Origin of the sequence: Streptomyces sp. NPDC102360 (assembly GCF_044766085.1) — a bacterium.
In the GTDB taxonomy this organism is placed as follows: Bacteria; Actinomycetota; Actinomycetes; order Streptomycetales; family Streptomycetaceae; genus Streptomyces.
The window spans coordinates 219,026-242,636 of record NZ_JBIWLG010000007.1 but is presented as its reverse complement, the minus strand read 5'-3'; the positions used below and the strand labels follow the sequence as shown (position 1 = coordinate 242,636).

20 protein-coding genes are annotated in these 23,611 nt (G+C 71.0%); 5 read left to right on the top strand and 15 right to left on the bottom strand.

Features of this window, described 5'->3' with window-relative positions; translation table 11 throughout:
- The first annotated feature begins 78 nt into the window (after positions 1–78).
- Entirely contained in the window at positions 79–1,551 is a 1,473-nt protein-coding gene (locus ACIRHA_RS26610; protein WP_403850659.1) for a zinc-dependent metalloprotease, read from the top strand.
- Complete coding sequence (locus ACIRHA_RS26605) at positions 1,548–2,072, top strand: NUDIX hydrolase (protein WP_403850657.1); 525 nt, start codon at positions 1,548–1,550, stop codon at positions 2,070–2,072. The genes ACIRHA_RS26610 and ACIRHA_RS26605 overlap by 4 nt, the downstream gene beginning before the upstream one ends.
- Before the next feature lie 61 nt (positions 2,073–2,133).
- Here ACIRHA_RS26605 and ACIRHA_RS26600 read toward each other — a convergent pair whose 3' ends face one another.
- The 4 genes from ACIRHA_RS26600 to ACIRHA_RS26585 form a co-directional block, all read right to left on the bottom strand.
- Positions 2,134–2,889 (bottom strand): AIM24 family protein, encoded by a 756-nt coding sequence (locus ACIRHA_RS26600; RefSeq protein ID WP_403850655.1) that lies wholly within the window; start codon positions 2,887–2,889, stop codon positions 2,134–2,136.
- Between the two features lie 17 nt (positions 2,890–2,906).
- The gene (locus tag ACIRHA_RS26595) at positions 2,907–3,587 is read right to left on the bottom strand and encodes an AIM24 family protein (protein WP_403850653.1); all 681 of its coding nucleotides are present in this window, start codon (positions 3,585–3,587) and stop codon (positions 2,907–2,909) included.
- An 11-nt stretch (positions 3,588–3,598) separates the two neighbouring features.
- The gene (locus ACIRHA_RS26590; protein ID WP_403850651.1) at positions 3,599–5,308 is read right to left on the bottom strand and encodes a TerD family protein; all 1,710 of its coding nucleotides are present in this window, start codon (positions 5,306–5,308) and stop codon (positions 3,599–3,601) included.
- 114 nt (positions 5,309–5,422) lie between these two features.
- Complete coding sequence (locus ACIRHA_RS26585; RefSeq protein ID WP_403850648.1) at positions 5,423–6,019, bottom strand: M48 family metallopeptidase; 597 nt, start codon at positions 6,017–6,019, stop codon at positions 5,423–5,425.
- A 196-nt stretch (positions 6,020–6,215) separates the two neighbouring features.
- On the opposite strand from ACIRHA_RS26585, the gene ACIRHA_RS26580 reads away from it, so the two are divergent.
- On the top strand, positions 6,216–7,382 hold the full coding sequence (locus ACIRHA_RS26580; RefSeq protein ID WP_403850645.1) for a TOMM precursor leader peptide-binding protein: 1,167 nt from the start codon (positions 6,216–6,218) through the stop codon (positions 7,380–7,382).
- A gap of 67 nt (positions 7,383–7,449) precedes the next feature.
- A complete protein-coding gene (locus ACIRHA_RS26575) occupies positions 7,450–8,814 on the top strand; it encodes an ABC1 kinase family protein (protein ID WP_403850643.1) in 1,365 nt (454 codons plus the stop codon).
- Here the strand turns inward: ACIRHA_RS26575 and ACIRHA_RS26570 are convergent, their stop codons facing one another.
- The 5 genes from ACIRHA_RS26570 to ACIRHA_RS26550 all read right to left on the bottom strand — a co-directional run bounded on the left by ACIRHA_RS26570 (position 8,815) and on the right by ACIRHA_RS26550 (position 12,756).
- Positions 8,815–8,946 (bottom strand): hypothetical protein, encoded by a 132-nt coding sequence (locus ACIRHA_RS26570; RefSeq protein WP_403850640.1) that lies wholly within the window; start codon positions 8,944–8,946, stop codon positions 8,815–8,817. It lies immediately after the preceding gene.
- A gap of 204 nt (positions 8,947–9,150) precedes the next feature.
- Positions 9,151–9,474 carry a hypothetical protein gene (locus ACIRHA_RS26565; RefSeq protein ID WP_403850637.1) on the bottom strand — a complete coding sequence of 108 codons (324 nt, stop codon included), beginning with the start codon at positions 9,472–9,474 and terminating at the stop codon, positions 9,151–9,153.
- Entirely contained in the window at positions 9,471–9,839 is a 369-nt protein-coding gene (locus ACIRHA_RS26560; protein WP_351333546.1) for a WhiB family transcriptional regulator, read from the bottom strand. The genes ACIRHA_RS26565 and ACIRHA_RS26560 overlap by 4 nt, the downstream gene beginning before the upstream one ends.
- Before the next feature lie 186 nt (positions 9,840–10,025).
- Positions 10,026–10,349, bottom strand: a complete 324-nt coding sequence (locus tag ACIRHA_RS26555; protein ID WP_403850635.1) for a hypothetical protein — start codon at positions 10,347–10,349, stop codon at positions 10,026–10,028.
- Positions 10,350–10,512: 163 nt separating this feature from the next.
- A complete protein-coding gene (locus ACIRHA_RS26550) occupies positions 10,513–12,756 on the bottom strand; it encodes an ATP-dependent DNA helicase UvrD2 (RefSeq protein WP_403850632.1) in 2,244 nt (747 codons plus the stop codon).
- Positions 12,757–12,918: 162 nt separating this feature from the next.
- Here ACIRHA_RS26550 and ACIRHA_RS26545 point away from each other — a divergent pair, with 162 nt between their 5' ends.
- Positions 12,919–13,173, top strand: a complete 255-nt coding sequence (locus ACIRHA_RS26545; protein ID WP_403850630.1) for a glutaredoxin domain-containing protein — start codon at positions 12,919–12,921, stop codon at positions 13,171–13,173.
- Positions 13,174–13,257: 84 nt separating this feature from the next.
- On the opposite strand, the gene ACIRHA_RS26540 is transcribed toward ACIRHA_RS26545, so the two are convergent.
- The 6 genes from ACIRHA_RS26540 to ACIRHA_RS26515 all read right to left on the bottom strand — a co-directional run bounded on the left by ACIRHA_RS26540 (position 13,258) and on the right by ACIRHA_RS26515 (position 23,547).
- Positions 13,258–13,434, bottom strand: coding sequence for a hypothetical protein (locus ACIRHA_RS26540; RefSeq protein WP_403850627.1), 177 nt, complete (start codon positions 13,432–13,434; stop codon positions 13,258–13,260).
- A 68-nt stretch (positions 13,435–13,502) separates the two neighbouring features.
- Entirely contained in the window at positions 13,503–14,462 is a 960-nt protein-coding gene (nudC, locus tag ACIRHA_RS26535) for an NAD(+) diphosphatase (RefSeq protein WP_403850624.1), read from the bottom strand.
- Positions 14,463–14,535: 73 nt separating this feature from the next.
- Positions 14,536–15,948 carry a dipeptidase gene (locus tag ACIRHA_RS26530; protein ID WP_403850620.1) on the bottom strand — a complete coding sequence of 471 codons (1,413 nt, stop codon included), beginning with the start codon at positions 15,946–15,948 and terminating at the stop codon, positions 14,536–14,538.
- A gap of 10 nt (positions 15,949–15,958) precedes the next feature.
- The gene (locus ACIRHA_RS26525) at positions 15,959–19,471 is read right to left on the bottom strand and encodes an ATP-dependent DNA helicase (protein WP_403850617.1); all 3,513 of its coding nucleotides are present in this window, start codon (positions 19,469–19,471) and stop codon (positions 15,959–15,961) included.
- A 63-nt stretch (positions 19,472–19,534) separates the two neighbouring features.
- A complete protein-coding gene (locus tag ACIRHA_RS26520) occupies positions 19,535–22,903 on the bottom strand; it encodes an ATP-dependent helicase (protein WP_403850614.1) in 3,369 nt (1,122 codons plus the stop codon).
- A gap of 278 nt (positions 22,904–23,181) precedes the next feature.
- Positions 23,182–23,547, bottom strand: a complete 366-nt coding sequence (locus ACIRHA_RS26515) for an MGMT family protein (protein ID WP_403850611.1) — start codon at positions 23,545–23,547, stop codon at positions 23,182–23,184.
- Between the last annotated feature and the right edge of the window lie 64 nt (positions 23,548–23,611).

Sequence of the window (23,611 nt, the reverse complement as noted above, 5' to 3'; positions counted from 1 at the left end):
TGGTGTCTACGCTGGGTGTGTAGTCGGGCAGTCGCCGCCGGGCCCAGAAACCGGCGGCCCAACCAGCCGAGGAATCCCGTGAGTGACACCCCATTCGGTTTCGGCCTTCCGCCGGAGGAGCCGGAAGACGGCGACGAGGGCAAGAAGAAGGACCAGCAGGGCGGTGGCGGTCAGGGACCGGCCGGCCCGTTCGGATTCGGGTTCCCGGGCCTGCCCGGCGCGGGCGGCCCGGGCGGCGAAGGCGGGGACAACCCCTTCGCGGCCATGTTCGGCTCGATGAATCCGAATGATCTGGGGGCGGCCTTCCAGCAGCTCGGCCAGATGCTCTCCTACGAGGGCGGGCCGGTGAACTGGGACATGGCCAAGGACATCGCCCGCCAGACGGTCTCCCAGGGCACGCAGGACGGCGTCAAGGACACCAGCGTGGGCCCCTCCGATCGCACCGCGGTCGAGGAGGCCGTGCGCCTGGCCGACCTGTGGCTGGACGACGCGACATCGCTGCCTTCGGGCGCGCACTCGGCGGTGGCCTGGAGCCGCGCCGAGTGGGTCGAGGCGACCCTTCCGGTGTGGAAGGAGCTCGTCGACCCGGTCGCCGAGCGCGTCGGCATGGCCATGGGCGATGTGCTGCCCGAGGAGATGCAGGCCATGGCGGGTCCGCTGATCGGCATGATGCGCTCCATGGGCGGCGCCATGTTCGGCCAGCAGATCGGGCAGGCCATCGGCGTGCTCGCGGGCGAGGTCGTCGGGTCCACAGACATCGGCCTGCCGCTGGCCCCGGCCGGCAAGGCCGCGCTGCTGCCGCTGAACGTCGAGGCCTTCGGCAAGGACCTCGGGGTCCCGCAGGAGGAGGTCCGCCTCTATCTGGCGCTGCGCGAGGCCGCTCACCAGCGGCTGTTCTCGCACGTGCCGTGGCTGCGCTCGCACCTGTTCGGTGCGGTCGAGGGGTACGCGCGCGGGATCAAGGTCGACACCTCGAAGCTGGAGGACGTGGTCGGCCAGTTCGACCCGCAGAACCCCGAGCAGATCCAGGAAGCGCTCCAGCAGGGCATGTTCCAGCCGGAGGACTCCCCGGAGCAGAAGGCCTCTCTGGCCCGCCTGGAGACGGCTCTCGCGCTCGTCGAGGGCTGGGTCGACGCGGTGGTCCACGCGGCCGCGAAGCCGCGTCTGTCGTCCGCCGACGCGCTGCGCGAGACGCTGCGCCGCCGCCGTGCGACCGGTGGCCCCGCGGAGCAGACGTTCGCGACGCTGATCGGCCTGGAGCTGCGTCCACGGCGGCTGCGCGACGCCTCGCGCCTGTGGGCCTCGCTCACGGACGCGCGCGGTGTGGACGGGCGGGACGGCCTGTGGGCGCACCCGGACATGCTGCCGACGGCGTCCGACCTGGACGACCCGGACGGCTTCGTGCACCGCGACGAGCAGCTGGACTTCTCCGAGATCGACAAGATGCTCGGCGAGGCTGCGAGTGGCGGCTCCCCCGAGAAGCCGAACCTGAGGAAGGACGAGGACGGCAAGGGCGAAGGCGACAAGGGCGAGGACGACTCCGACAAGTGAGCCTGTACGACGACACGGTCCTCGTACTCAAGAGCTACGAGGACCAGACGGAACTGCGCCAGGCGTACCTGGACCATCTGTCGGAGCACGGCGCCGACGGTTTGTGGAAGCCCTGCACCGCGGGGCACATCACGGCGAGCGCGCTTGTCGTCGACCCCACGCGCGGGCGCGTGCTGCTCACGCTCCACAAGAAGCTGCAGATGTGGCTTCAGATGGGCGGGCACTGCGAGCAGGACGACCCGACCCTGCGGGCCGCGGCCCTGCGCGAGGCGACGGAGGAGTCGGGCATCCCCGGCCTCACGCTCGTCGATGGCGGCCCGGTCCGTCTGGACCGGCACCCGATTCCGGGGCCGTGCACCCAGCACCTGGACGTGCAGTACGCGGCGCTCGCCCCGGCGGACGCCACGGAAGCCATCAGCGACGAGTCCCTGGACCTGCGCTGGTTCGGCTACGACGAGGTGGCGGACGTCGCCGACACGTCCGTGGTCCGTCTCGTGGAGGCCACGCGGGCGCGGCTCTAGGAAGACATGCGTAAGGGGCGAGCACCCTGGTGCTCGCCCCTTACGCGTCCCTGCGGAGCGGCTAGCTCCAGACGTTGCCCTGGTTCTGGCCGCGGGCGCCCTGCTGCCCCATCCCGTACTGCGCGGCGAGGCCTCCACCGACCGCCGCGTGCTGCGGCGGCAGCAGCTCGCTGGGCTGGACCAGCGCGTAACCGCTGCCCATGAAGCTGAGCTCCCAGCCCTCACCGGTGTTGCCCCGACGCCGCCAGACGCCGGACGAATGCGTCTGCGCCTGCATCTGCACGCGGAGCCCGGTGGACCAGGCGACAATGGCGTCCGCGTCGGCGTTGACGTACCGGTCGGGCGTGACCTGGAGCATCAGCGGCTGGCCGGACGTCATCAGCGCGACCTTGCCGTGCCCGGTGATGTTGAGCTGGTACTTGCCGGAGCCGGAGATGCCGAACTGGCTGTCCACGGCGACGACTTCGTGGTGCAGCGAGGAGTCCATCGCCAGCACGTAGCTGCTGTCGACGGTCAGGCCGTCCTGTTCGACATCCACTACGTGGATGTACTGGGCGAGGTTCGCCAGGTAGACGGTGCCCTGCCCGTGGCAGCGCATCAGGCTGAGGCCCTCGCCGGTGTGCGCGCGGGCGCGCTGCTGTCCGGACGTCTGGTACTCACCGTCGAACTCCATCAGCCCCTGGTAGGCGACCATCGCGCCCTTGCGGGCGAGGATGTCGTCGTGACCTTCCAGGGCGACCCGCAGCATCTGCGGGTTCTGCACCGTGTAGCGCTCCTGGGTCTGCTGCTCGGTGTATGCGAAAAGCGGACTCTGCATGGTGTTTTCGCTCCCCCTCAGCCCCGGACTCGGAGACGGTCGGTGCTGTCCTCACTGGGCTGTACGACGACGATGCCTTCCCCGGAGAAGCCCATCTGGTAGGCCTCGCCGCTGCCGCGCCCGATGAGCGAGCCGGCCCGGAAGCTGCGCTTGCCCTTCACCTTCAGGCTCGGCGACCAGGCGATGAGCGCGTCGGGGTCCACATAGGTCTCGTCCTCGCCACGGCCGCAGTCGACCACGATGGGGGTACCTCGCGAGGTCAGCGCGACGTGTCCCTGGCCGCCGATCGTGATGTTCCACAGGCCCTGCCCCGTGAACTTGGCGAGGCCCTTGACGCGCTCGACGCCCCACTGGAGGTGTGCGTCGAAGGCGAGGAGGTTGGTGCCGTTGACGGAGATCGACTCGCCACCGAGGTTGATGACGACGACGTCGGCGCCGTAGTCGGCGAGGTAGAGCAGGCCGTCACCGGAGCACTTCATGAGAGGTGCGCCCTCGCCGGTGATCCAGTCACGGGCGACCTGACGGACGGCGGGCGGGTTGGGCTCGTACTGGACGAAGCCTTCGTAGGCGACCATCGAGCCCACGCGCGCGAAGAGGTCGTTTCCGGTCTGCATGGCGACCTTCAGCATGTTGCTGCCGTGGTTCTCCATGCGGGCGGCTACCGGAGTCGGGGCGAAGCCCGCGAGCGGTTGGTTCATGACGGACTCCCTCAGACCTCGTACGGCTGGACGACGATGAAGTTGCCGGGTGCGCCCCGGAACTGCAGGTTGACGCCTTCGCCGCTGTCGCCCGGATAGGCGTTGCGGCGCATGCGGACCTGGTTGGAGACGATCGCCTGTGCGGCCGCGGACCAGGCCACGACGGCGTTGGAGTCGGCGAACGTAGTGGGCGTGACCGGCAGCACGACCGGCGTGCCGTGGGTCTTCACGACGACCGTTCCGGTGCCCTGGAACTGCATCACGAACAGGGCCCCTCCGGGGATGCCGTGCCCTTCGATCCTGCGCACCTCGTGCTGCAGGCTCTCGTCGAACGCGAGGACGTTCTCCGCGGAGACGCAGATCGCGTCGCCCTGGAGCTCGATGGGGTGCACGTGGGTGGCCTCTTCCGCGAAGAAGACCTGGCCACGGCCGGTGCAGCGCATCAGCTGCATCTCCTGGCCGGTGGCGTTGCCCACGATGCGGCCCGCGAACCCGGCGCCCTTGTAGCTGAACTCAACCTTGCCCTGGTAGAGCACCATGCTGCCCTGGCGGGCGAGGACGGGCTGGTCACCGGCGGCTCCGAGGTCGACCCGGATCAGCTTCTTGTTCTGGAGCGTCCAGCGCTGCCCCGTGGGAGCCTCACGGAACTTCTCCAGGGCGGCGGCCACGCCCGGCGCGGCGGCCTGCTGCGGGATGCCCTGCGGCGCGCCCTGCGGGGAGGGAGCGGCCGGGGGCTGGCCGAAGACGTGCTGAGCCGGCGGCGTCTGGGGCTGCTGCCCGAAGCCCTGCGGAGCGGGCGGCGTCTGCGGCTGCTGGCCGTAGCCGGGCGGCAGGGTCGCACTGCCCTGGCCGGGGACCTGACCGAACTGCGGCTGCTGCTGACCGTACGGGCTCGGAGCGCTCGGCGCCGGGGGCGGCGGCGGGACCGTACCGGGCGGCGTGGCGAGCGGCGCGGCGATGGTGGGCGCCGCGTGCACCGAAGGCGCGGGGGTCGGCGGGGGCGTGGGGGCCTGCGCCGGGGCGGCGTTCTGCGGCATCGGCTCGGGCGCCGGAGCGGGCGCGGGCGCGGGCGGGGCAGGCGCGGGTGCAGGAGCGGGCGCTGCCGGGGCCGCGAAGGACGGCGGCGCGGCGGCCTGGGCGGGAGGCGCGAAGCTGGGGGCCGCGTCCTGCTGCGGCGCGGCGGCGGGCTCCTCCTCCGCGACCTCGCCACCGAAGTTCTTCAGCAGCGCGTCCAGGCCCCCGTCGAAGCCCTGCCCGACAGCGGCGAACCGCCACACGTCCTTCAGATAGAAGTCGCCCAGCATCACCGCACGCTCGGTGGAGAACTCACCACCCTGGAAGGAATACCGCGCGACTTCCTCACCACCGGCGACGATACGGATGTATCCGGGAGCGACCTGCGACATCTGTCCCGCACCGTCGATGGTCGCGGTGAAAGAAAGCTTTTGGATGTTCGCGGGGATCTTCTCGAGTGTGACGCGGAAGGACTCCGTGTCACCGGCCTGCGCGCCGAGCAGCTGGACGGATTCCTCGGGGGTTTTCGGCTGGTTGAAGAAGACGAAGTACCGGTCGTCGGACAACCGCTCCTCGGCGTCGAGGCCGAAGCAGCTGATGTCGAAGCTCAGTCCGGGGCCGGTGATCTGTACACCCACGTACAGATCCGTGCCAGCGGTGAGGTCACTGATCTTGGCCTTGTGGCCGCGTTGGAATTCCCTGGCCATGCGTAACGACCGTCCCCCATCCCGATGGTGATTGCGTCGCGCCAGGCTATCCGCAAACACCGACAGCGGGAGAAGTCGGTACACCCCTGGTACAGAAGTCGCGTTGAGGGACGATCAGTCGCCGCGCGCGGCGGGCAAATGCGGGAGCCGGTCGGCCGCGACCACTCCTTCGAGATACCCGCGCGCCCGCTCCGTGCGCGGGTACGCGTCCAGAAGCCTCCAGAATCGCGGCCCGTGACCGGGGACCAGCAGGTGCGCGAGCTCATGGATGAGTACGTAGTCGACGACGTACTCGGGCATGCCCTGCAGCCGGTGCGAGAGCCGGATGCTGCCTTCCGCCGGAGTGCACGAACCCCACCGGGTGTTCTGGTTCGTGACCCACCGGACGGAAGCGGGGCGGGCCTTCCCCTCGAGGTACTGGTCCGACAGGCGCTCCGCTCGGTCCGCCAGCTCGGTGTCACCGAGCACCCGCTTGCTCTCCTGCGCGGCGAGCTTGTCGAGCATGACGCCCACCCAACGCTTCTCCTCGGCCTCCGACATGCGCGCCGGAATGAGCACCACGGTGCGATCTCCCTCGCGATACGCGGAGACGGTCCTGCGACGCCGGGAGCTTCTGCGCACCTCGACCGCGCTCGCCCCCAGGCCGCCTGAGGGCGGGCTGGTCATGCTGCGCTGCGTGTTCGTGGCACGGTGCAGTGGGTCGGCGGACACGCCCCGACGTTACCCGCTGGACCGGGCGGAAGTCCCGCCTCCGGAAGTCTTCGGTGCGGCCCCGCGACCCGCCCCTCGATTAGTACGACCATCACCCACACCCTGTGGACAACTTTCCGCACGGCTGCGGCCGTCCGGGCATGCTGGCGGTCGATCGACGGGAACGACACCGTCGGCACGGTACGGGGGGACAGCCATGCATCCGATCCTGAAGCCGGCCCTGCGGCGCGGCTGGCACGACCTGAGCACCGTGCAATTCGGGCTCACCCCGGCGCACGCGGTGGTACTCGGCCCGGTCGACACGGCCACCGGGAGCTTCCTGACACTGCTCGACGGCACCCGCGGGGTCCCGCTCCTGCGGGAAGAGGCCCAGAAAATGGGCCTTCCGGACGGTCATATGGACGCACTCCTGGAGCGGCTGAGCGGAGCGGGGCTCCTCGACGACGCGACCGGTGGCGGCAAGCCCGGCGCTGAACTGCGCAAACAGACGCGAGCAATGGATCGGCTCCGCCCTGACCACGCCGCCTTGACCGTCACGACATCGGAACCGGCCGAAGCGATACTGAAGTTGACCGCCCGGCGCGCGATGCGGGTCCAGGTGAGAGGCGCCGGGCGGGTGGGCGCGGTCATCGCCTCGGTGCTCGCGTCCGCGGGCGTCGGCCATGTCGACGTGCGGGACGGCGGATGCGTCGAGCCTTGGGACGTGGCACCGGGCGGGCATCCGGTGGAGGCGACGGGCGAGCGCAGGGACGTGTCCGCACGACGGGTGGTGCACGCGATGGCCCCGGCCAGGCCACCGCGCCCCGATCGGCGCAGGCCGGCCCCCGAGCGCCTTGTGGAGCCGGATCCCGAAGAGCCCCCGCTCTCCCTCGTGATCATCGCTCCGCGTGACGGACTCGCGGTCCACTCCCCGGATCCGGCCGCGGTCGAGGACCTGCTGGCGGCCGGCATTCCCCACCTGTACGCGGGTGTCGTCGAGGCCACCGGCGTGGTCGGGCCGTTGGTGCTGCCCGGCGGGACGGGCTGTGCGCACTGTCTGCTCCTCGGGCGCACGGACCGCGATCCGGCCTGGCCCCGGCTGCTCGTCCAGTGGAGTTCGGGGCAGGCCGGCCGTCAGGTGCAGGCCTGTGACCTGGGCCTTGCCACCGCTGTCGCAGGCCTCGCCGCGGCACATGGACTAGCCTTCCTCGACGGGGAGTTGCCGTCGAGTACGGGGGCACGCTGGGAGGCGGCCGCGCCGGGTCTGGACTGGCACGCCCGACCGGTGTGGCCACATCCGCAGTGCCCGTGTGGTGCGGGTGAGAGAGGTAACGGGCAGGAGGTCTCCGTGGACACCGTGCCGCACGACACAATGGCGGGGTAGGCAATGGCTGTCGGCACCACGGCACCCGGGCATGCACGGCATGACTGTTCGGCACTTGGAGGGGTGTATGTCTGATCTTCCCCGGAAGGCGGTTACCCGTACCGCCAAGCTGGCAGCGCTGCCGATCGGCTTCGCGGGTCGGGCGACCTGGGGCATCGGCAGACGCATCGGCGGCAAGTCCGCCGAGCTCGTCGGGCGGGAGCTGCAGCAGCGCACGGCGGAGCAGCTGTTCAAGGTGCTCGGTGAGCTCAAGGGCGGCGCCATGAAAGTCGGGCAGGCCCTGTCCGTCTTCGAGTCCGCCCTCCCGGAGGACGTCGCGGGCCCGTACCGGGCCGCCCTGACGAAGCTCCAGGAAGCCGCGCCTCCGATGCCGACCCGTACCGTGCACGCGGTGCTCGACGAGCGGCTCGGCGAGCAATGGCGGGAGCTGTTCCTCGAGTTCAACGACAAGCCCTCGGCCGCCGCGTCGATCGGGCAGGTGCATCGCGCCGTGTGGCACGACGGTCGCGAGGTCGCCGTGAAGGTGCAGTACCCGGGCGCGGGCGCGGCCCTGCTGTCGGACCTCGGCCAACTGAGCCGCTTCGCACGCCTGTTGGGCCCACTGGTCCCCGGCATGGACATCAAGCCGCTCATCGCCGAGTTGCGCGACCGGGTCTCCGAGGAGCTGGACTACGCGCTGGAGGCGCAGGCCCAGCAGACGCACGCGGAAGAGTTCGACGACGACCCCGATGTCGTGGTGCCGCACGTGGTGCACCAGTGCGAGCAGGTACTGGTGACGGAGTGGATCGACGGGACACCACTCGCCGAGATCATCGACAACGGCAGCGAGGACGAGCGCGATCGCGCAGGTCAGCTCCTGGCCCACTTCCTGTTCTCGGGGCCCGCGCGCACAGGCCTGCTGCACGCGGATCCCCACCCGGGTAATTTCCGGCTGCTGCCGGACGAGAAGGGCGGCTGGCGCCTCGGTGTCCTCGACTTCGGCACGGTCGATCGACTGCCCGGCGGCCTGCCCGAGCCGATCGGTGCCTCCCTGCGCAGGACGCTCGACGGGGAGGCGGAGGCGGTCTACGAGCTGCTCTGCGAGGAGGGCTTCGTCAAGGAGTCGATCGAGCTCGAACCGGACGCGGTGCTCGACTACTTGCTGCCGATCATCGAGCCGGCCCGCGTCGACGCCTTCACGTTCACCCGCTCCTGGATGCGCAATCAGGCGGCCCGGATAGCCGACCCCCGCTCCCCCGCCCATCAACTGGGCAAGCAGCTCAACCTGCCGCCGTCGTACCTGCTGATACATCGGGTGACGCTCAGCACGATCGGGGTGCTGTGCCAGCTCGGGGCCACCGTGCGGCTGCGGGACGAACTGGAGGCCTGGGTGCCGGGCTTCGCCGCCGAGGATGCGGCGGGCGCCGAGGACCGGCCGGCGGTGGAGGGCTGATCACCACCAGTCGGAGTCGAGCCGTCCCTCGATGGCGCTGATGTTCTCTCGGGCGCATCCGTCGCAGAAGTACCGCCGGGTGCCGCCCTCGACGGAACATGTCCAGGTCAACGGCGTTTCCGGGGCTGTCATGCCGCATCGCGCGCACGCGAGGGCCTGGTGGTCGGATTGTGTCGCGGAGTCCCCGCCAGGAAGAGACGTCACCCGGCGACGATAACTCGATGAGCCGATGAACGCCGGGCGCCACACGCCTCGGGGCCGGTCCGAAACGGACCGGCCCCGAGGGAGCAGCCGCGCTGTCGCGGCGTATATCGACGAACTGCGTCGACGGATCGGTTACTGCATGACGGCCATGGCGAGCGCACGCCGGGCGCGCAGCGAAGCGCGCTCGGCTCGGCGCTGCATTCGGCGGGCGGTGACCAGGCGCACGGCCCGGCGTTCGCTCTCGGCCACCCGCAGCTGCTCGTGCATATGCGCACGAGCCAGGGCTTCTGGGATGAGTTGCATCTGACGGGTCCTGTTCTGGCGCGACTCGTTCGCGCCGGCGGTGGTGAAGTCTGGGATCGCGGAACCTGCGGGCTCGCTCGGGGACGTCTTCATCGGGGCCTGCTTCATGGGGTCGTGCGTCAGGGGGCGGTCGATCGTTCCGGGGGTGTTCATGCCACGACCGGGTTCTTGCGCGGGCGGCCACGCGGCCGCTTCCGGGCGACGACAACGCCCTGGACGAACAGCTCGCCACCCCAGACGCCCCAGGGCTCACGCCGCTCCTTGGCGCCTGCGAGGCAGGCCTCCATCAGCGGGCAGGTACGGCAGAGGGACTTGGCGTACTCGACATCCGCCGGCGACTCCGCGAAGAAGAACTCGGGGTCATAGGCACGGCAGGGGACGGGCACGTCGAGGTTCTCGATGGCGTCATCGAGCGCGGTGAGCGCGGTCAGCGGGTTCAAGGTGGAGTCCTCCGTGGACACGGGCTGAGAAAGAGGGTCTGAAGGCGGTACGGACGGGGCGTGCGCTTCGAGTTGCACGGTGTCTGCTTCCTCGTCTGGTCGTCCGGCCGGTGGGCCGGGGGGCGGTGGTACCGGGTTCTTTTCTTGTCCCGAGGCCCCTTCGCTCTGGTTCCTCGGAAGATCGCTGGGTCTTCCGGGAAAACAGAAGGGCCGCGGATCCCGGGTGGGGTTCCGCGGCCCTGAAGGCGCCGGCCTGATCGTCGATCAGGCTGGATCGCTCCAGGGGTCAGGCCCACGGAAGGCCCACATCGTGTGGTGCTGCGTCGTCTGCTTCCGGAATCCGGCACCGGCCGCCGCAAAGGCATAGGCCTGAGCCTGTGCCGTCGCTACTGCTTCCGGTGCCTTGGTCGGTCGCTCATTGCGCTCGCGAATGGGAAGACCCGCGAGGGACATGCCGGACTCCGGACGCGTGGCGGAGACGCCAGACAGACCGGTGCCCAGGTTCGAGAAGCCGAGCAGGCAGGAAGCGACGACTGAGCGATCGGTCATTTTGGCGGTGCTGATGGAGCTGGCGTTGATGCTGATCACTGGAATCGCCTCCTCTCGGCGTATCGGGGACCGGTGCGAACCGGTCCGACGGCATTCAAGTACACCACGGAACCAGGGCCTCCGAGAAGGCCTCTGCTTTCGTGCTTAAGAACCTATGGGGATTGTTGGGGCATGCGCAAACTATTTTTTCGACGAGTTTGCGTCAGGCGTCCCCGGCCTCCTCTTCGGCCTGATCACTAATCGTCTGACCTGCACAAATGGCCAGAACATCGGATCCGTACGTCCGAAACTTCCGGCGGCCGACGCCCGGGATGCGGGACAGTTCGGCCGCATCCTCGGGGGCGGTCTCGGCGATGGCGATCAAGGTCTTGTCCGTGAAGACGCAGAACGCGGGCTGGCCGAGGCCCGCCGCCGTGCGACCGCGCCACTCGATCAGTCGCTCGTACAGCCCCTCGTCCATGTCCGACGGGCAGTCCTCGCAGCGCATCAGCTTCATCTCTGCGGCTTCGAGGGTGCGCCCGCACACGTGGCACCGGGCCACCTTCCTGTCGCCCCTGGGGCGTGTGGTGCCGAGCGGCTCGCGGGTGCCCGCACGGGTGCCGAACTCGATGCCCCCACGCCCCGCACTCGCGCCGCGCCCCGCCGAACCCGTCGACCCCGGCCGCAGTCCGTCGAGGAACCGGCTCGGCCTACGGTTCGGGCGGCCGCCCGGCGAGCGGGACAGCGCCCAGGAAAGGCCGAGGTGGCGCCGCGCGCGGGTCACGCCGACGTACAGGAGCCGCCGCTCCTCCTCGATCTGCTCGTCGGTCTTGGCGTAGGTGATCGGCATCATGCCCTCGGCGAGGCCGACCAGGAACACCGCGTCCCACTCGAGACCCTTCGCCGCGTGCAGCGAGGCGAGGGTGACGCCTTCCACGGTCGGGGCGTGCTGCGCACTCGCCCGCGCGTCGAGTTCCGCCACGAACGCGCTCAGCGTCGCGGTGGGCTCGGCTCTCGCGAAGTCTCCCGCGAGCCGGGCGATGGCGGCGAGCGACTCCCAGCGGTCGCGTACCGCACCGGAACCCGCGGGCGGGTCGCTGGTCCAGCCCGCGCCGGACAGCACGGCTCTGACCTGGGACGGCAGATCGACAGCCTCGTCGAGCCCCGCGTCGTTGTCACCGAAGCGGGCCGCCGCTCGCAGCTCGTGGTGCGCCTTGCGCACCTCGGCCCGCTCGAAGAAGCGCTCGGCGCCTCGCAGCTGGTAGGGCACGCCCGCGTCGGCGAGCGCCTGTTCGTAGATCTCCGACTGCCCGTTCGTCCGGAACAGGATCGCGATCTCGCCGGCCGATACCCCGGAGTCGATCAGCTCCCGGATGCGGCCTGCGGCGCCTTCGGCCTCGGCGGGCTCGTCGGCGTACTCGACGTAGGCCGGCTCGGGACCCGCCTCGCGCTGCGAGATCAGTTCCAGGCGGTGCTCGGCGGCGCGACCGCTCGCTCTGGTCAGGACCCCGTTGGCAAGGTGCACGACCTGGGGCGAGGAGCGGTAGTCGCGGACCAGCTTGACGACGGTGGCACTGGGGTGGCGTGTGCGGAAGCCCAGCAGGTGGTCGGGGGTGGCCCCGGTGAAGGAGTAGATCGTCTGGCTGGCGTCACCGACGACGCAGAGGCTGTCGCGCTCGCCGAGCCACAGATCGAGCAGGCGCTGCTGGAGCGGACTGACGTCCTGATACTCGTCGACGACGAAGTGCTGGTACTGGGCGCGGACCTGCTCGGCGATGTCCTGCCGGTCCTGGAGGATGCCCACGGTGAGCAGCAGGACGTCCTCGAAGTCGATGACGGAGCGGTCCCGCTTGAGGGTTTCGTACGCGGAGTAGATCTGGGCGATCTCCGCGGGCTGCCGGGGCGCCTCACGTCCTGCCTTGTGCACCGCGGCGGCGTAGTCACCGGGGACGGTCTGCGTGACCTTGGACCACTCGATCTCCGCGGTCACGTCGCGCAGCTCACCGCGGTCCAGGCGCAGGTGCGAGGCGGCCGCGGCGTCGGCGACCAGCTGGATCTTGCGGTCGACGAGCCGGGGCAGCTCCCCGCCGACCGCCTTGGGCCAGAAGAACTGGAGCTGGCGCAGGGCAGCGGAGTGGAAGGTGCGGGCCTGTACTCCTTCGGTGCCGAGCTGCCTGAGCCGGCCGCGCATCTCACCGGCGGCACGGTTGGTGAAGGTGACGGCGAGGACGGTGTTGGGCTGGAGGATCCCTGCGTGGACGCCGTACGCGATGCGATGGGTGATCGCTCGTGTCTTGCCCGTGCCCGCGCCCGCGAGCACGCACACCGGACCGTGCAGGGCCGTCGCCACGGCGCGCTGCTCGGGGTCGAGCCCCTCGAGCACCGCGTCGGCGCCGCTCGGCGGAGCCGAGTACTGGGCGCGGTCGGGATCCTGCGGGAACAGGGTGGAGTGCGTTGCTGCTGTCACCCCGCCATGCTGCCAGGTCCGCGGGGACGGATGCGTCGCGTTGTCCACAGGTGCCGACCGTTAGTCGTACCAATGCGTTCGACGTGCGGGAATGGTCGCCGCTCCACGTACGTTCGACTCATTGCGAACACGCACCCCCAGCCACCGAAGGAGCACGAGGAAATGCCGGGCACTGTGACGATGTACAGCACCACGTGGTGCGGCTACTGCCAGCGGCTGAAGAAGCAGATGGACCGTGAGGGCATCGGGTACACCGAGGTCAACATCGAGCACGACCCGGATTCCGCGGCCTTCGTCGAGAAGGCGAACGGCGGGAACCAGACGGTCCCCACGCTCCTCGTGGTGTCCGACAACGGCGCCGAGTCGGTCATGACGAACCCGTCGCTGGCCCAGGTCAAGCAGGCCATGGCCGCCTGAGCCGCCCGGCCCTGAGCGCAAGGCCCCCGCCCGAGCACGGGTACGGGGGCTTTCCGCTGTCCACGGCTGTTCCCGCGCCTCCGGTCAGACGACCAGGACCACGACCAGCATGGCGAGGAAGACCAGCAAGACGATCATCGTCAGCAGATTCGCAGCACGATTGCCGGTGATGTCCTGGTTGCCCCGGCGCTTGAGTGCCCACTCGCGCCGCCGGGCCGCCGCTTCCTCTTCGCGCCTGCGCTGTTCCGCAGAGCCTGCCATGGTCCTGCCCCCTTGCGTCAGGGCTCCTGGAACCACCCTCGCACGGGCTCAGCGGGCCCGCAGAGCAATCACAGCGCGTCGCTGGGCTTCGGCAGGGGCTTGCCGTACCAGAGCTCGATCAGCCGGGCCGCGATCGAGATCCCGTAGGGAGGCATGACCTCACCGGAGTCGAAGGCGGCCCGCAGGTCCTCGCGGGAGAACCAGCGCGCCTCGTGGATCTCGTCACCGTCCACGTTGATCTCGAAGGACGTGGCGTGCGCCATGAAGCCGAGCATCAGACTGGACGGGAACGGCCAGGGCTGGCTGGCGACGTACTCGACGTCACCGACGACGACACCGGCCTCCTCGAAGACCTCGCGCCGCACCGACTGCTCGATGGACTCGCCGGGCTCGACGAAGCCGGCGAGCGTCGAGAAACGCCCCTCGGGCCAATGCACCTGCCGGCCGAGCAGGATGCGGTCCTGCTCGTCCGTCACGGCCATGATCACGGCCGGGTCGGTGCGCGGGTAGTGCTCGGCTCCGCAGGCCTGGCAGCGGCGGATGTGGCCCGCGGCGGCGATGACGGTGCGTTCGCCGCAGCGGGAGCAGAAACGGTGCAGCCGCTGCCAGTTCTCCAGGGCGACGGCGTGCACCATGAGGCCCGCGTCCCGCTGCGAGAGGAGCATGCCCGCCTCGCGAAGGCCGGCCGGGCGGGCGGACTGGTCCATGCGTCCGGGAAGCGTGTCCTTCTGAAGCGCGAAGTAGCTCACGCCGTCCTCGTCGGTGCCCAGGAAGTAGCGATGCGCCTCGGTGAGGGGCGCTTCGAAGGCCGGGGTCATGACCAGTTCCGTCGTGCCGTCCGGGGTCTCGTCGATGAGCGCCTGACCACCGGAGACCACGAAGACTCGGGTCGTGGGGTGGCTCCACGCGGCGGCGAGCCACGCCTCGTCGAGGCGGTGGTGCGCCGCGCGGTCGATCCCGCTCGGCGCGGAGAGCGAGAGGGGTCGCGTTGCGGCGAGGTCGGCGGTTCGGTCGGTCCAGGTGGTCACGAGTGCTTCCAACTCCCCCGGTGGAAAGGGTGGTTCGGCGGGCGGTTCGGCGAGGTGGGTGCGGGCGCCTCAGTCAGTGTGCATCTGCCCAGCTCTCCGCGAGATCGCCCCACAGATAGGCGGTTGTTTCGACACCCTTCATGAGGAGGTCGAGTTCGACCTTCTCGTTGGGGGCGTGCCAGCCGTCGGAGGGCACGGAGATACCCAGGAAGAGCACCGGGGCGTCGAGGGCGTCCTGAAGGTCGGCCGCGGGCCCCGAGCCGCCTTCGCGCGTGAAGCGGATCTTCTGCTCGAAGGCCATGCCCATGGCGCGTACGACCGACTTCAAGGCCGGGTGGTCGAGCGGCGTGAGGCAGGGCCGGGTGGCGGCCCCGAAGGTGATCGTGTGCCCGATCCCCGCGGGCAGCTGCTCAGCGACCCAGGCGGTGACGGCCTTCTCGATGTGGTCCGGGTCCTGCCCCGCGACCAGCCGGAAGGAGAGCTTGAGCAGCGCGGAGGACGGCACGATCGTCTTGCCGCCGGGTCCCTGATAGCCACCGCCGATACCGTTGACCTCTGCGGTGGGGCGGGCCCAGATGCGCTCCAGGGTGCTGTGCCCGGCCTCTCCGTAGGTGGCGCGGGACTTCGCCGTGCGCAGCCACTGCTCCTCGTCGAACGGGAGCTCCGCGAAGAGCTCGCGCTCCCGGTCGGTGAGCTCCACGAGGCCGTCGTAGAAGCCGGGGACGGCCACGCGCGCGTGCTCGTCGTGCAGTGCGGCCACGAGGCGGGCGGCCGCGGTCGCCGGGTTCGGGACGGCGCCGCCGAAAGAGCCGGAGTGGATGTCCTGGTCGGGGCCGTACAGCTCGATCTCGCAGTCGGCGAGGCCGCGCATGCCGGTGCACACCGTGGGGGTGTCCTCGGACCACATGCCGGTGTCGGAGACGATCACGGCGTCCGCGGCCAGGCGCTCCTTGCGCTCTTCCACGAGGGCACGGAAGTGCGGGGAACCCGATTCCTCCTCGCCCTCGATGAGGAACTTGAGGTTGACCGCGGGTACGGTGCGGCCGGTCGCGGCCAGGTGGGCGCGCACGCCAAGGGTGTGGAAGAACACCTGCCCCTTGTCGTCGGCCGCCCCGCGCGCGTGGAGGCGCTTTCCGACGACGACCGGCTCGAAGGGGTCGGTGTCCCAGCCGTCCTCGCGAGCGGCGGGCTGCACGTCGTGATGCCCGTAGACGAGGATCGTGGGGGCCTCGGGGTCGCCCGAGGGCCACTCGGCGAACACGGCGGGGGCGCCGGGCGTCTCCCACACCTCCGAGGTGGGGAAGCCGGTCCCTGCGAGTCTCGCCGCAAGCCAGTCGGCGCTGCGCCGCACGTCCGGTGCGTGGTCGGGCTGGGCGGACACGGAAGGGATCCGCAGCCAGGCGGCGAGGTCGTCGAGGAACGCCTCGCGGTGGTTCTCGACATACGCACGGACTGTGCTGACGGCAGTGTCAACGGGCTTGCTCATGGTCACGAGCCTATCCGCCCGCTCGAACGTGTTCGTCCGGCGGTTCCTCCACGGGCTCCGCCGGCTGCTGCGGGTCCTCCAGCAGGAGCCGCTCCAGCTCCTCCCGGCCGGGCAGCCGACGCGGCCGGACCGTCTCCCCGGTGCGTACGTACAGGAACGCGGCGCTCACCGCCTCCAGGGGCACACCCTGCTGCTCGGCCCAGGCAAGCCGGTAAATGGCCAGCTGGAGGGGGTCGGCGGACTTCCGGTGGGCCGTCTTCCAGTCCACGATCTCGTACGTCGCCCCATCCCCGTCGCCCTCCTTGTAGACGGCGTCGATACGGCCGCGGACGACGCGGCCCGCGATGGTCAGCTGGAAGGACGTCTCGACCCGATAGGGAGAGCGATGGGCGTACGGGGTCCGCTCGAAGGCTTCCTTGAGTGCCTCCAGGTCGCGCTCGTCCTCGATCTCGGCATCGCTGCCGGGCAGCTCCTCCGGGTCGATCATGGGCAGCCGCAGCTCTTCGAAGCGCGCCTCGATCCAGGCGTGGAACCGGGTGCCCCTGCGGGCCGCAGGCTGCGGCGGCTGGGGCATGGGGCGGGCGAGTTCCTGGGCGAAGGCGTCCGGGTCGGCGGCCATCCGCAGCAGCTGGGACGCGGTGAGCGTGTGCGGGACGGGGACATCTCGCACGGCGGCGCGGGCGCGCAACAGCTCGCCTGTCAGCGCGTCGAGGTCGCGGTCCCATGAGGCGATGGTGCGCGCCTCCTCCGGGGTGAGCTCCGACTCCGGGGCGGGAGCCGGATGCGGTACGACCGGGGCCGCTCGCTCGTGCTCGGCCACGCGCGCGTCGGCACCAGCCAAGGACGCGTCGTCCTCGTAGGGGTCGTGGTCGTCCTCGTCCGGGACGTAGCCGTCCTCGTAGGGGTCGTAGGGCGGCTCGTCGTCCTCGGGCGGGGGCGGCCAGTCGGGGTCCTCGAAGGGCGGCTCGTCGAGGGCGGCGGGGTGGGTCTGCGTGTGGGCGTACGCGGCCTCGGGGCCCGCGGCGCGCTCCAAGTGGGCGAGGACCGTGTGGGCGGCGGCCCGGCGGCGTGCCCGCGCCTCCTCGTCCAGCGGCAGCGGCCAGGCGTGCTCGGCCGCGTTCTCCTGGAGGGCCGGGTTCTCCTCGTCCTCCGCCGGTTCGTCCGCCCAGGCCTCGATCTCGCCGTACCCGGCTGCGCAGTGCTCGTACAGCGCCTGAAGGAAGTCCGACGGGCCGCGCCTGCGCTTCTGGGACGGCCCCCACCAGTGCCCAGAGCCGAGCAGCAGGGAGCGCGGGCGCGTGAACGTGACGTACCCCAGGCGCAGTTCTTCGGTGTGCTGGTGGTCCTTCATATCGGCGTGGAAGGCCTTCATGCCCTTGGAGTCCCACGTCTCGACATCGGGCAGCGTGGCGCCGTCACCGCGCAGTTCGTGGGGCAGGACCTTGGCCTGTGCCGTCCACTTCTCGCGGCCTTGGGTGCTCGGGAACGTGCCGTTGACGAGGCCGGGAACGGCGACGACGTCCCATTCGAGGCCCTTGGACTTGTGAGCGGTGAGCACCTTCACGGTGTCCTCGCCACCGGGAAGCGCGTTGTCGAGGCCCTTCTCGTACTGCGCCGCGGTGCGCAGGAATCCGAGGAAGGCGAGCAGCGTCGCGGAGCCATCGTTGGCCGCGAAGGAGGCGGCGATGTCGAGGAAGTTCGACAGCGTCTCGCGCCGCCGGGCCGCCAACGCGTGCGGGGACGCGGAGAGTTCGACCTCCAGGCCGGTGACCGCCAGGACACGGTGCAGCACGTCCATGAGGGGGTCGGACAACGAGCGGCGCAGCTCGCGCAGTTCTGTGGCGAGCCGGGCGAAGCGCACGCGCGCGTCCGGTGAGAACGGCAGTCCGTCGTCGTCCTCTTCGGTGTCGGTCGGGGTCTCCAGGAACGTGTCGAGCGCGTCCGCCAGCGATATCACCTCGGAGGGGTCGACCCCCTCGACGGCCGCGGCCAGGCGCCGGTCCGGGTCGTCGTCCTCTCCCCCGCGCGCGTGGGAGACCACATAGCGTGCCCTGCGCCCGAGGAGGGCGAGGTCGCGCGGGCCGATGCGCCAGCGCGGGCCGGTCAGCAGCCGCACGAGCGAGGCGTTGGCGCCGGGGTCCTGGAGTACCTCGCACATGGCGACCAGGTCGGCGATCTCCGGGAGGTGCAACAGGCCGGACAGGCCGACCACTTCGACGGGGATGTCGCGGGCGACCAGGGCGCCCTGAATCTCGGCGAAGTCGGTCGCGGTGCGGCACAGCACGGCGATCTCGCCGGGCGCCGTTCCCGTGGCGACGAGGTGGCCGATGGAGTCGGCGAGCCAGTCGATCTCCTCGCTGTGCGTGCTCAGCAGCGCGCAGCGCACGATTCCGTCCGCCTCTGCCCCCGGGGCGGGCCGCAGGGCCTCCACGCCCGCGTGCATCGCCCGGAGCGGCTCGGCGAGCCCGTTGGCGAGGTCGAGCAGGCGGCCGCCGCTGCGCCGGTTCTCACTGAGCGCGAAGCGGGTGGCCGGGCGCCCGTCGGCATACGCGAAGTGGCGCGGGAAGTCGTCGAGGTTGGCGACGGAAGCGCCGCGCCACCCGTAGATCGCCTGGCAGGGGTCGCCGACCGCGGTCACCGCGTGGCCCGTTCCCCCACCGAAGAGGCCCGCGAGCAGGATCCGCTGGGCCACGGAGGTGTCCTGATACTCGTCGAGCAGGACCACGCGGAACTCGTCGCGCAGGATCTCGCCCACCTCGGGCCGGGTGTCGGCCAGCGTCGCCGACAGGGCGATCTGGTCGCCGAAGTCGAGGAGGTCGCGCGTGCGCTTGGCCTCCCTGTAGTGCCCCACGAGCTCGGCCAGCTCCAGGCGCGCGGCAGCCGCCTCGGGCACCTTCCGCAGGTCCGTGTTGCTGAGCTTGACGCCTTCGAGGGCGCGCAGCAGCTCATGGTCGTACGCGCGCAGCTTGCCGGGCTGTACGAGGTGTTCCGCCAGCTCGCCGTCCAACGTGAGCAGATCGCTGACCAGGTCGGCGAAGGAGCGCGTGAGGGCGGGATAGGGGCCGGGCGCTTCGCGCAGCACGCGCGCGGCGAGCTGGAAGCGGGTGGCGTCGGCGAGCAGCCGCGTCGTGGGTTCGAGCCCGATGCGCAGGCCGTGGTCGGTCAGGAGCCGCCCCGCGAACGCGTGGTACGTGGAGATCACGGGCTCGCCCGGGGGGTTGTCCGGATCGATCGCATCGGGGTCCGTGACGCCCGCCTTGATCAGGGCCTTGCGGACGCGCTCGGCCAGTTCCCCGGCCGCCTTGTTGGTGAACGTGAGGCCCAGGACCTGCTCGGGGGCGACCTGACCGGTACCGACCAACCAGACCACGCGCGCGGCCATCACCGTCGTCTTGCCGGAGCCCGCTCCGGCCACGATCACCTGCGGGGCGGGCGGCGCGGTGATGCAGGCCGTCTGCTCCGGGGTGAACGGGATGCCGAGCAGCTCCTTGAGCTGCTCGGGGTCGGTGAGGCGCGTGGTCACCTCATCGAGGCTAACCGGCACCACTGACAGCGCCGTCCTGTTCCGGCTCAGTGGAGGCGCACGTCACTCGACCACGTGTTTGCCCTCCGGGCGCGCGCTGCAGGAGGCGCGGAAGGCGCAGTGCGTGCAGTGCTGCCCGGTGGTCGGTACGAAGCGCTCGTCGAGGACCTTGCCGGCCGCGGTGGCGAGGAGGTCGCCGACCCATTCCCCTTCGAGGGGCTCTTGCGCCTGCACCTTCGGTACGGCCTCGCCGCCGTCCTTCTTGGCGGCGCCCTGCCGAAGCTGCACCAGTTCCGCTCCTCCGGAGTGCGGACGGACTCCGTCGAAGATCTCGTCGACTACGCCCTCGTTCACGGCAAGCTGGTAGACGGCGAGCTGTGGGTGGCGGGCGACGTCCGCGGCGCTCGGTGCCTGCTTGCCGGTTTTGAAGTCGACCACGTAGGCGCGGCCATCGGCGTCCCGCTCCACACGGTCCATGGAGCCGCGAATGCGCACTTCGTAGGAGCCCGTTTCGAGCGTCACGTCGAAGTCGTGCTCGCTGGCGACGGCGGTGCGGCCCGTACGGTCCATGACGTGCCACTGAAGGAAGCGTTCGAGCGCGGCGCGGGCGTTCTCCTTCTCCTGGGCAGACTTCCAGGGCGCGTCGAAGGCGAGAGAGTCCCACACGGAATCCAGGCGCTCCATGAGGACGGCGAGGTCAGCGGGTGTGCGCCCTGAGGCGACCTCGTCGGCCAGGACGTGCACGACGTTGCCGAAGCCCTGGGCCGCGGTGGCGGGGGCGTCGGCCTTCACCTCGCGGCCGAGGAACCACTGCAGGGCGCAGGTGTTGGCCAGCTGGTCGAGGGCGCTTCCGGAGAGGACGACGGGCTTGTCCCGGTCGCGCAGCGGGACCTTGCTCTCGGTCGGCTCGTACATGCCCCACCAGCGGTACGGATGGGCGGACGGCACGAGCGGTCTGCCGTCGTCGCTGAGCGCGGCGAGCTGGGCGAGGCGACTTGCGGCGGCCTCGCGCAGCCCTTCGGAGACGCGCGGGTCGACCGTCGTGGCGCGCAGTTCGGCGACGAGGGCGGCCACCGCCAGGGGGCGGCGCGGGCGCCCGCTGATGTCCTTGGGTTCTACGCCCAACTCGGTCAGGAACCGGGACGGCTGGTCGCCGTCGTCGGCGGGCGCCTTCACCGCGGTGACGACGAGCCGCTCCCGCGCGCGCGTGGCGGCGACGTAGAACAGACGTCGTTCCTCGGTGAGCAGCGCCCCGGGGGTGAGGGGTTCGGCGAGGCCGTCGCGCCCGATGCGGTCGGCCTCCAGCAGCGAGCCGCGGCGCCGCAGGTCGGGCCAGAGGCCTTCCTGGACGCCGGCGACGACGACGAGCCGCCACTCCAGGCCCTTGGAGCGGTGCGCGGTCATCAGACGCACGGCGTCGGGGCACACGGCCCGTCCTGCGAGGGTGTCGGCCGCGATGTCCTGGGCCTCGACCTCCTCGAGGAAGTTGCGGGCGCCGCGGCCTCCGGTGCGCTCCTCCGCGCGCGAGGCGACGGCGAACAGGGCGCAGACGGCGTCCAGATCCCGGTCGGCGTTGCGCCCGGCCGCACCGCCTCGGCGGGCGGCGCGCTCGAGCCGGCTCGGCCAGGGGGTGCCGTTCCACAGCTCCCAGAGAGCCTCTTCGGCGGTGCCGCCGTCGGCGAGCTTCTGGCGGGCCGTCGCGAGGAGCGCGCCGAGACGCTGCGCACCACGGGCGTACGCCGGATCGTGCAGGGCGAGCCGCTCGGGCTCGACGAGGGCACGCGCGAGCAGCTCGTCCGAGGGCGGCGGCAGCGCGTTCCCGGCCGCGCGCTCCTCCTCGCGCAGCGCACGCCCCAGGCGGCGCAGATCGGCCGTGTCCATCCCGGCGAGCGGCGAGGCCAGGAGTTCGAGAGCCGTCTCGGTGTCGAGCCGGTACCCGTCCTCCGAGGCGTCCGGGGCCTCCGAGGAATCCCGGGTCGCCGAGGAGTCCGGCGTGTCCGGCGTGTCCGGGGCTTCCGGGGCTTCCGGGGCTTCCGGGGCTTCCGCGCGAGCCACCACCTTGAGGGCCGTCAGCAGCGGCGTGACCGCCGGTTCATGGCGGAGCGGCAGGTCGTCGCCGTCGATGTCCAGGGGGACACCGGCCGCCGTGAGCGCGCGCCGCACCGCCGGAATGCTGCGCGAGCCTGCGCGCACCAGGACGGCCATGTCGCTCCACGGGATGCCCTCCTCCAAGTGGGCACGCCGCAGGATGTCCGCGATGTTGTCGAGCTCCGTACCGGACGTCGGATACGTGTAGACCTCGGTCCTGCCTCCGTCTCGCACGGCCGACAGCTCACGGTGGGCACGCACCTTGTGCGCGGGTAGCCGGGTCAGCGGCATCCGCTGGGTGATGCGGCGCGTCGCCTCCAGGAGACGGGCGCCGGAACGCCGGGATGTGGTGAGCACCTCGACCGGGGCGGGAGCGCCGTCCGCCTGCGGGAAGTCCCCGGGGAACTCCAGGATGCCGTTCACGTCCGCGCCCCGGAACGCGTAGATCGACTGGTCCGGGTCGCCGAAGGCGACGAGCGTGCGCCCCCCGCCCGCGAGCGCGTGCAGCAGCCGCACCTGGGCGGGGTCGGTGTCCTGGTACTCGTCGACGAACACGGCGTCGTACTGCGTGGCGAGCCGGTCCGCAACCTCCGTGCGGCGCGCGAGAAGCACGGCGCGATGCACCAGTTCCGCATAGTCGAGCACGCCCTGTGCGTCGAGGACGTCCAGGTACTCGGCAAGGAAGGTGGCGGCCGCTCGCCAGTCGGGGCGGCCGATACGGCGCGCGAAGGCGTCCAGGGCGGCAGGCCCCAGACCCAGCTCCCGGCTCCGGGCGAGGACCGCGCGCACCTCGTCGGCGAAGCCCCTCGTGGTCAGGCACGCGCGCAGTTCGTCCGGCCAGCGCACATGCGCGAGCCCCGCCTTTTCCAGGTCGATCTGCCCCGCGAGCAGCTCCCGTACGGCGACGTCCTGCTCGGGACCCGACAGCAGCCGCAAGGGATCCACGAAGAGGTCCGCGTCCTGGTGGGCGCGGACCAGGGCATAGCAGAACGAGTGGAACGTCGTCGCCTGTGGGGCGTGCGCGGCGCCGATGCGCTGCGCCATGCGGTCGCGCAGTTCGACCGCGGCCTTCCGGCTGAACGTGAGCACCAGGATGCGTTCGGGATCGGTGCCCTTGGCGATACGCGCCGAGACGGCTTCCACGAGAGTCGTGGACTTGCCCGTTCCAGGACCGGCCAGGACGAGGAGCGGCCCGTGGGCATGGTCAACCACCGCACGCTGGTGTGCGTCCAGACGAGGGGGGTCCATCTGAGCCGGTGGGGTACGCACCAGTCGGTACGCACCGGGGAGCCCCTGTCGAACCTGGTGCTGCGACAGGTGCCGGGTGGACGAGGAGGAGCTCACGTGGATCGCTGGTCCTGGTGGGTGTGCTGGTGGTCGAAGAGCCGTCCGCGCGAAGCGGTGGCCACGGGGTGAAGGAGGTGTCTGCCATCGACGGTGCCGTCGACGCTACGCCGTCGAGTGTGGCGGAAGCCGGGCTTCCGGTGCCTCTCCCGCACTCCTCCGGGTGCAGATGTGCCCGGTCTCACCAACGGACACAGGAGCGCCGAAGTGCCCCGAGTGCCCCGTTTCCCCCATACGGGCCACCGGCACCCCACCCGCGCGCGGGATGGCCGAAGCTGTCAATTGTGAGCTTCCGTACCTGCCCGGCCGTCCCACCGCGCGCGCTTCATGTCGAGGCGTGGCAGGTGCCCTTCGGCGGCCCGGGACGCCTGGCGCAAGGGGGTGCTCTCCTCCCTGTAGTGGTCGAGCGCGCGCAGCTCGCTCCCGGGCAGGAGCTGCCCGTCCGCTCGCACCACACGCCACCACGGAACCGCGCCTCCGTAGAGAGCCATCACCCGCCCCACCTGGCGGGGCCCGCCCTCCTCGAGCCATTCGGCCACGTCCCCGTAGGTCATGACCCGCCCGCGCGGGATCAGCTCCGCGACGTCCAGGACCCGCTCCGCGTACGCGGGAAGCTCTCCCGCCGGTTCGCTCTCCTTGCTCATCCGACCCATCCTGCCGCACGGCACCGACAGTGCGGAGGGACGAACAAGAGGCAGCCCGCACAAG

Excerpts from the sequence above, each read along its gene's own strand:
- ACIRHA_RS26600 (WP_403850655.1), bottom strand. The coding sequence starts at position 2,889 with ATGCAGAGTCCGCTTTTCGCATACACCGAGCAGCAGACCCAGGAGCGC.
- ACIRHA_RS26595 (WP_403850653.1), bottom strand. The coding sequence starts at position 3,587 with ATGAACCAACCGCTCGCGGGCTTCGCCCCGACTCCGGTAGCCGCCCGC.
- ACIRHA_RS26590 (WP_403850651.1), bottom strand. The coding sequence starts at position 5,308 with ATGGCCAGGGAATTCCAACGCGGCCACAAGGCCAAGATCAGTGACCTC.
- ACIRHA_RS26580 (WP_403850645.1), top strand. The coding sequence starts at position 6,216 with ATGCATCCGATCCTGAAGCCGGCCCTGCGGCGCGGCTGGCACGACCTG.
- ACIRHA_RS26575 (WP_403850643.1), top strand. The coding sequence starts at position 7,450 with ATGTCTGATCTTCCCCGGAAGGCGGTTACCCGTACCGCCAAGCTGGCA.
- ACIRHA_RS26570 (WP_403850640.1), bottom strand. The coding sequence starts at position 8,946 with ATGACAGCCCCGGAAACGCCGTTGACCTGGACATGTTCCGTCGAGGGC.
- ACIRHA_RS26565 (WP_403850637.1), bottom strand. The coding sequence starts at position 9,474 with ATGAACACCCCCGGAACGATCGACCGCCCCCTGACGCACGACCCCATG.
- ACIRHA_RS26545 (WP_403850630.1), top strand. The coding sequence starts at position 12,919 with ATGCCGGGCACTGTGACGATGTACAGCACCACGTGGTGCGGCTACTGC.
- ACIRHA_RS26540 (WP_403850627.1), bottom strand. The coding sequence starts at position 13,434 with ATGGCAGGCTCTGCGGAACAGCGCAGGCGCGAAGAGGAAGCGGCGGCC.
- ACIRHA_RS26530 (WP_403850620.1), bottom strand. The coding sequence starts at position 15,948 with ATGAGCAAGCCCGTTGACACTGCCGTCAGCACAGTCCGTGCGTATGTC.
- ACIRHA_RS26515 (WP_403850611.1), bottom strand. The coding sequence starts at position 23,547 with ATGAGCAAGGAGAGCGAACCGGCGGGAGAGCTTCCCGCGTACGCGGAG.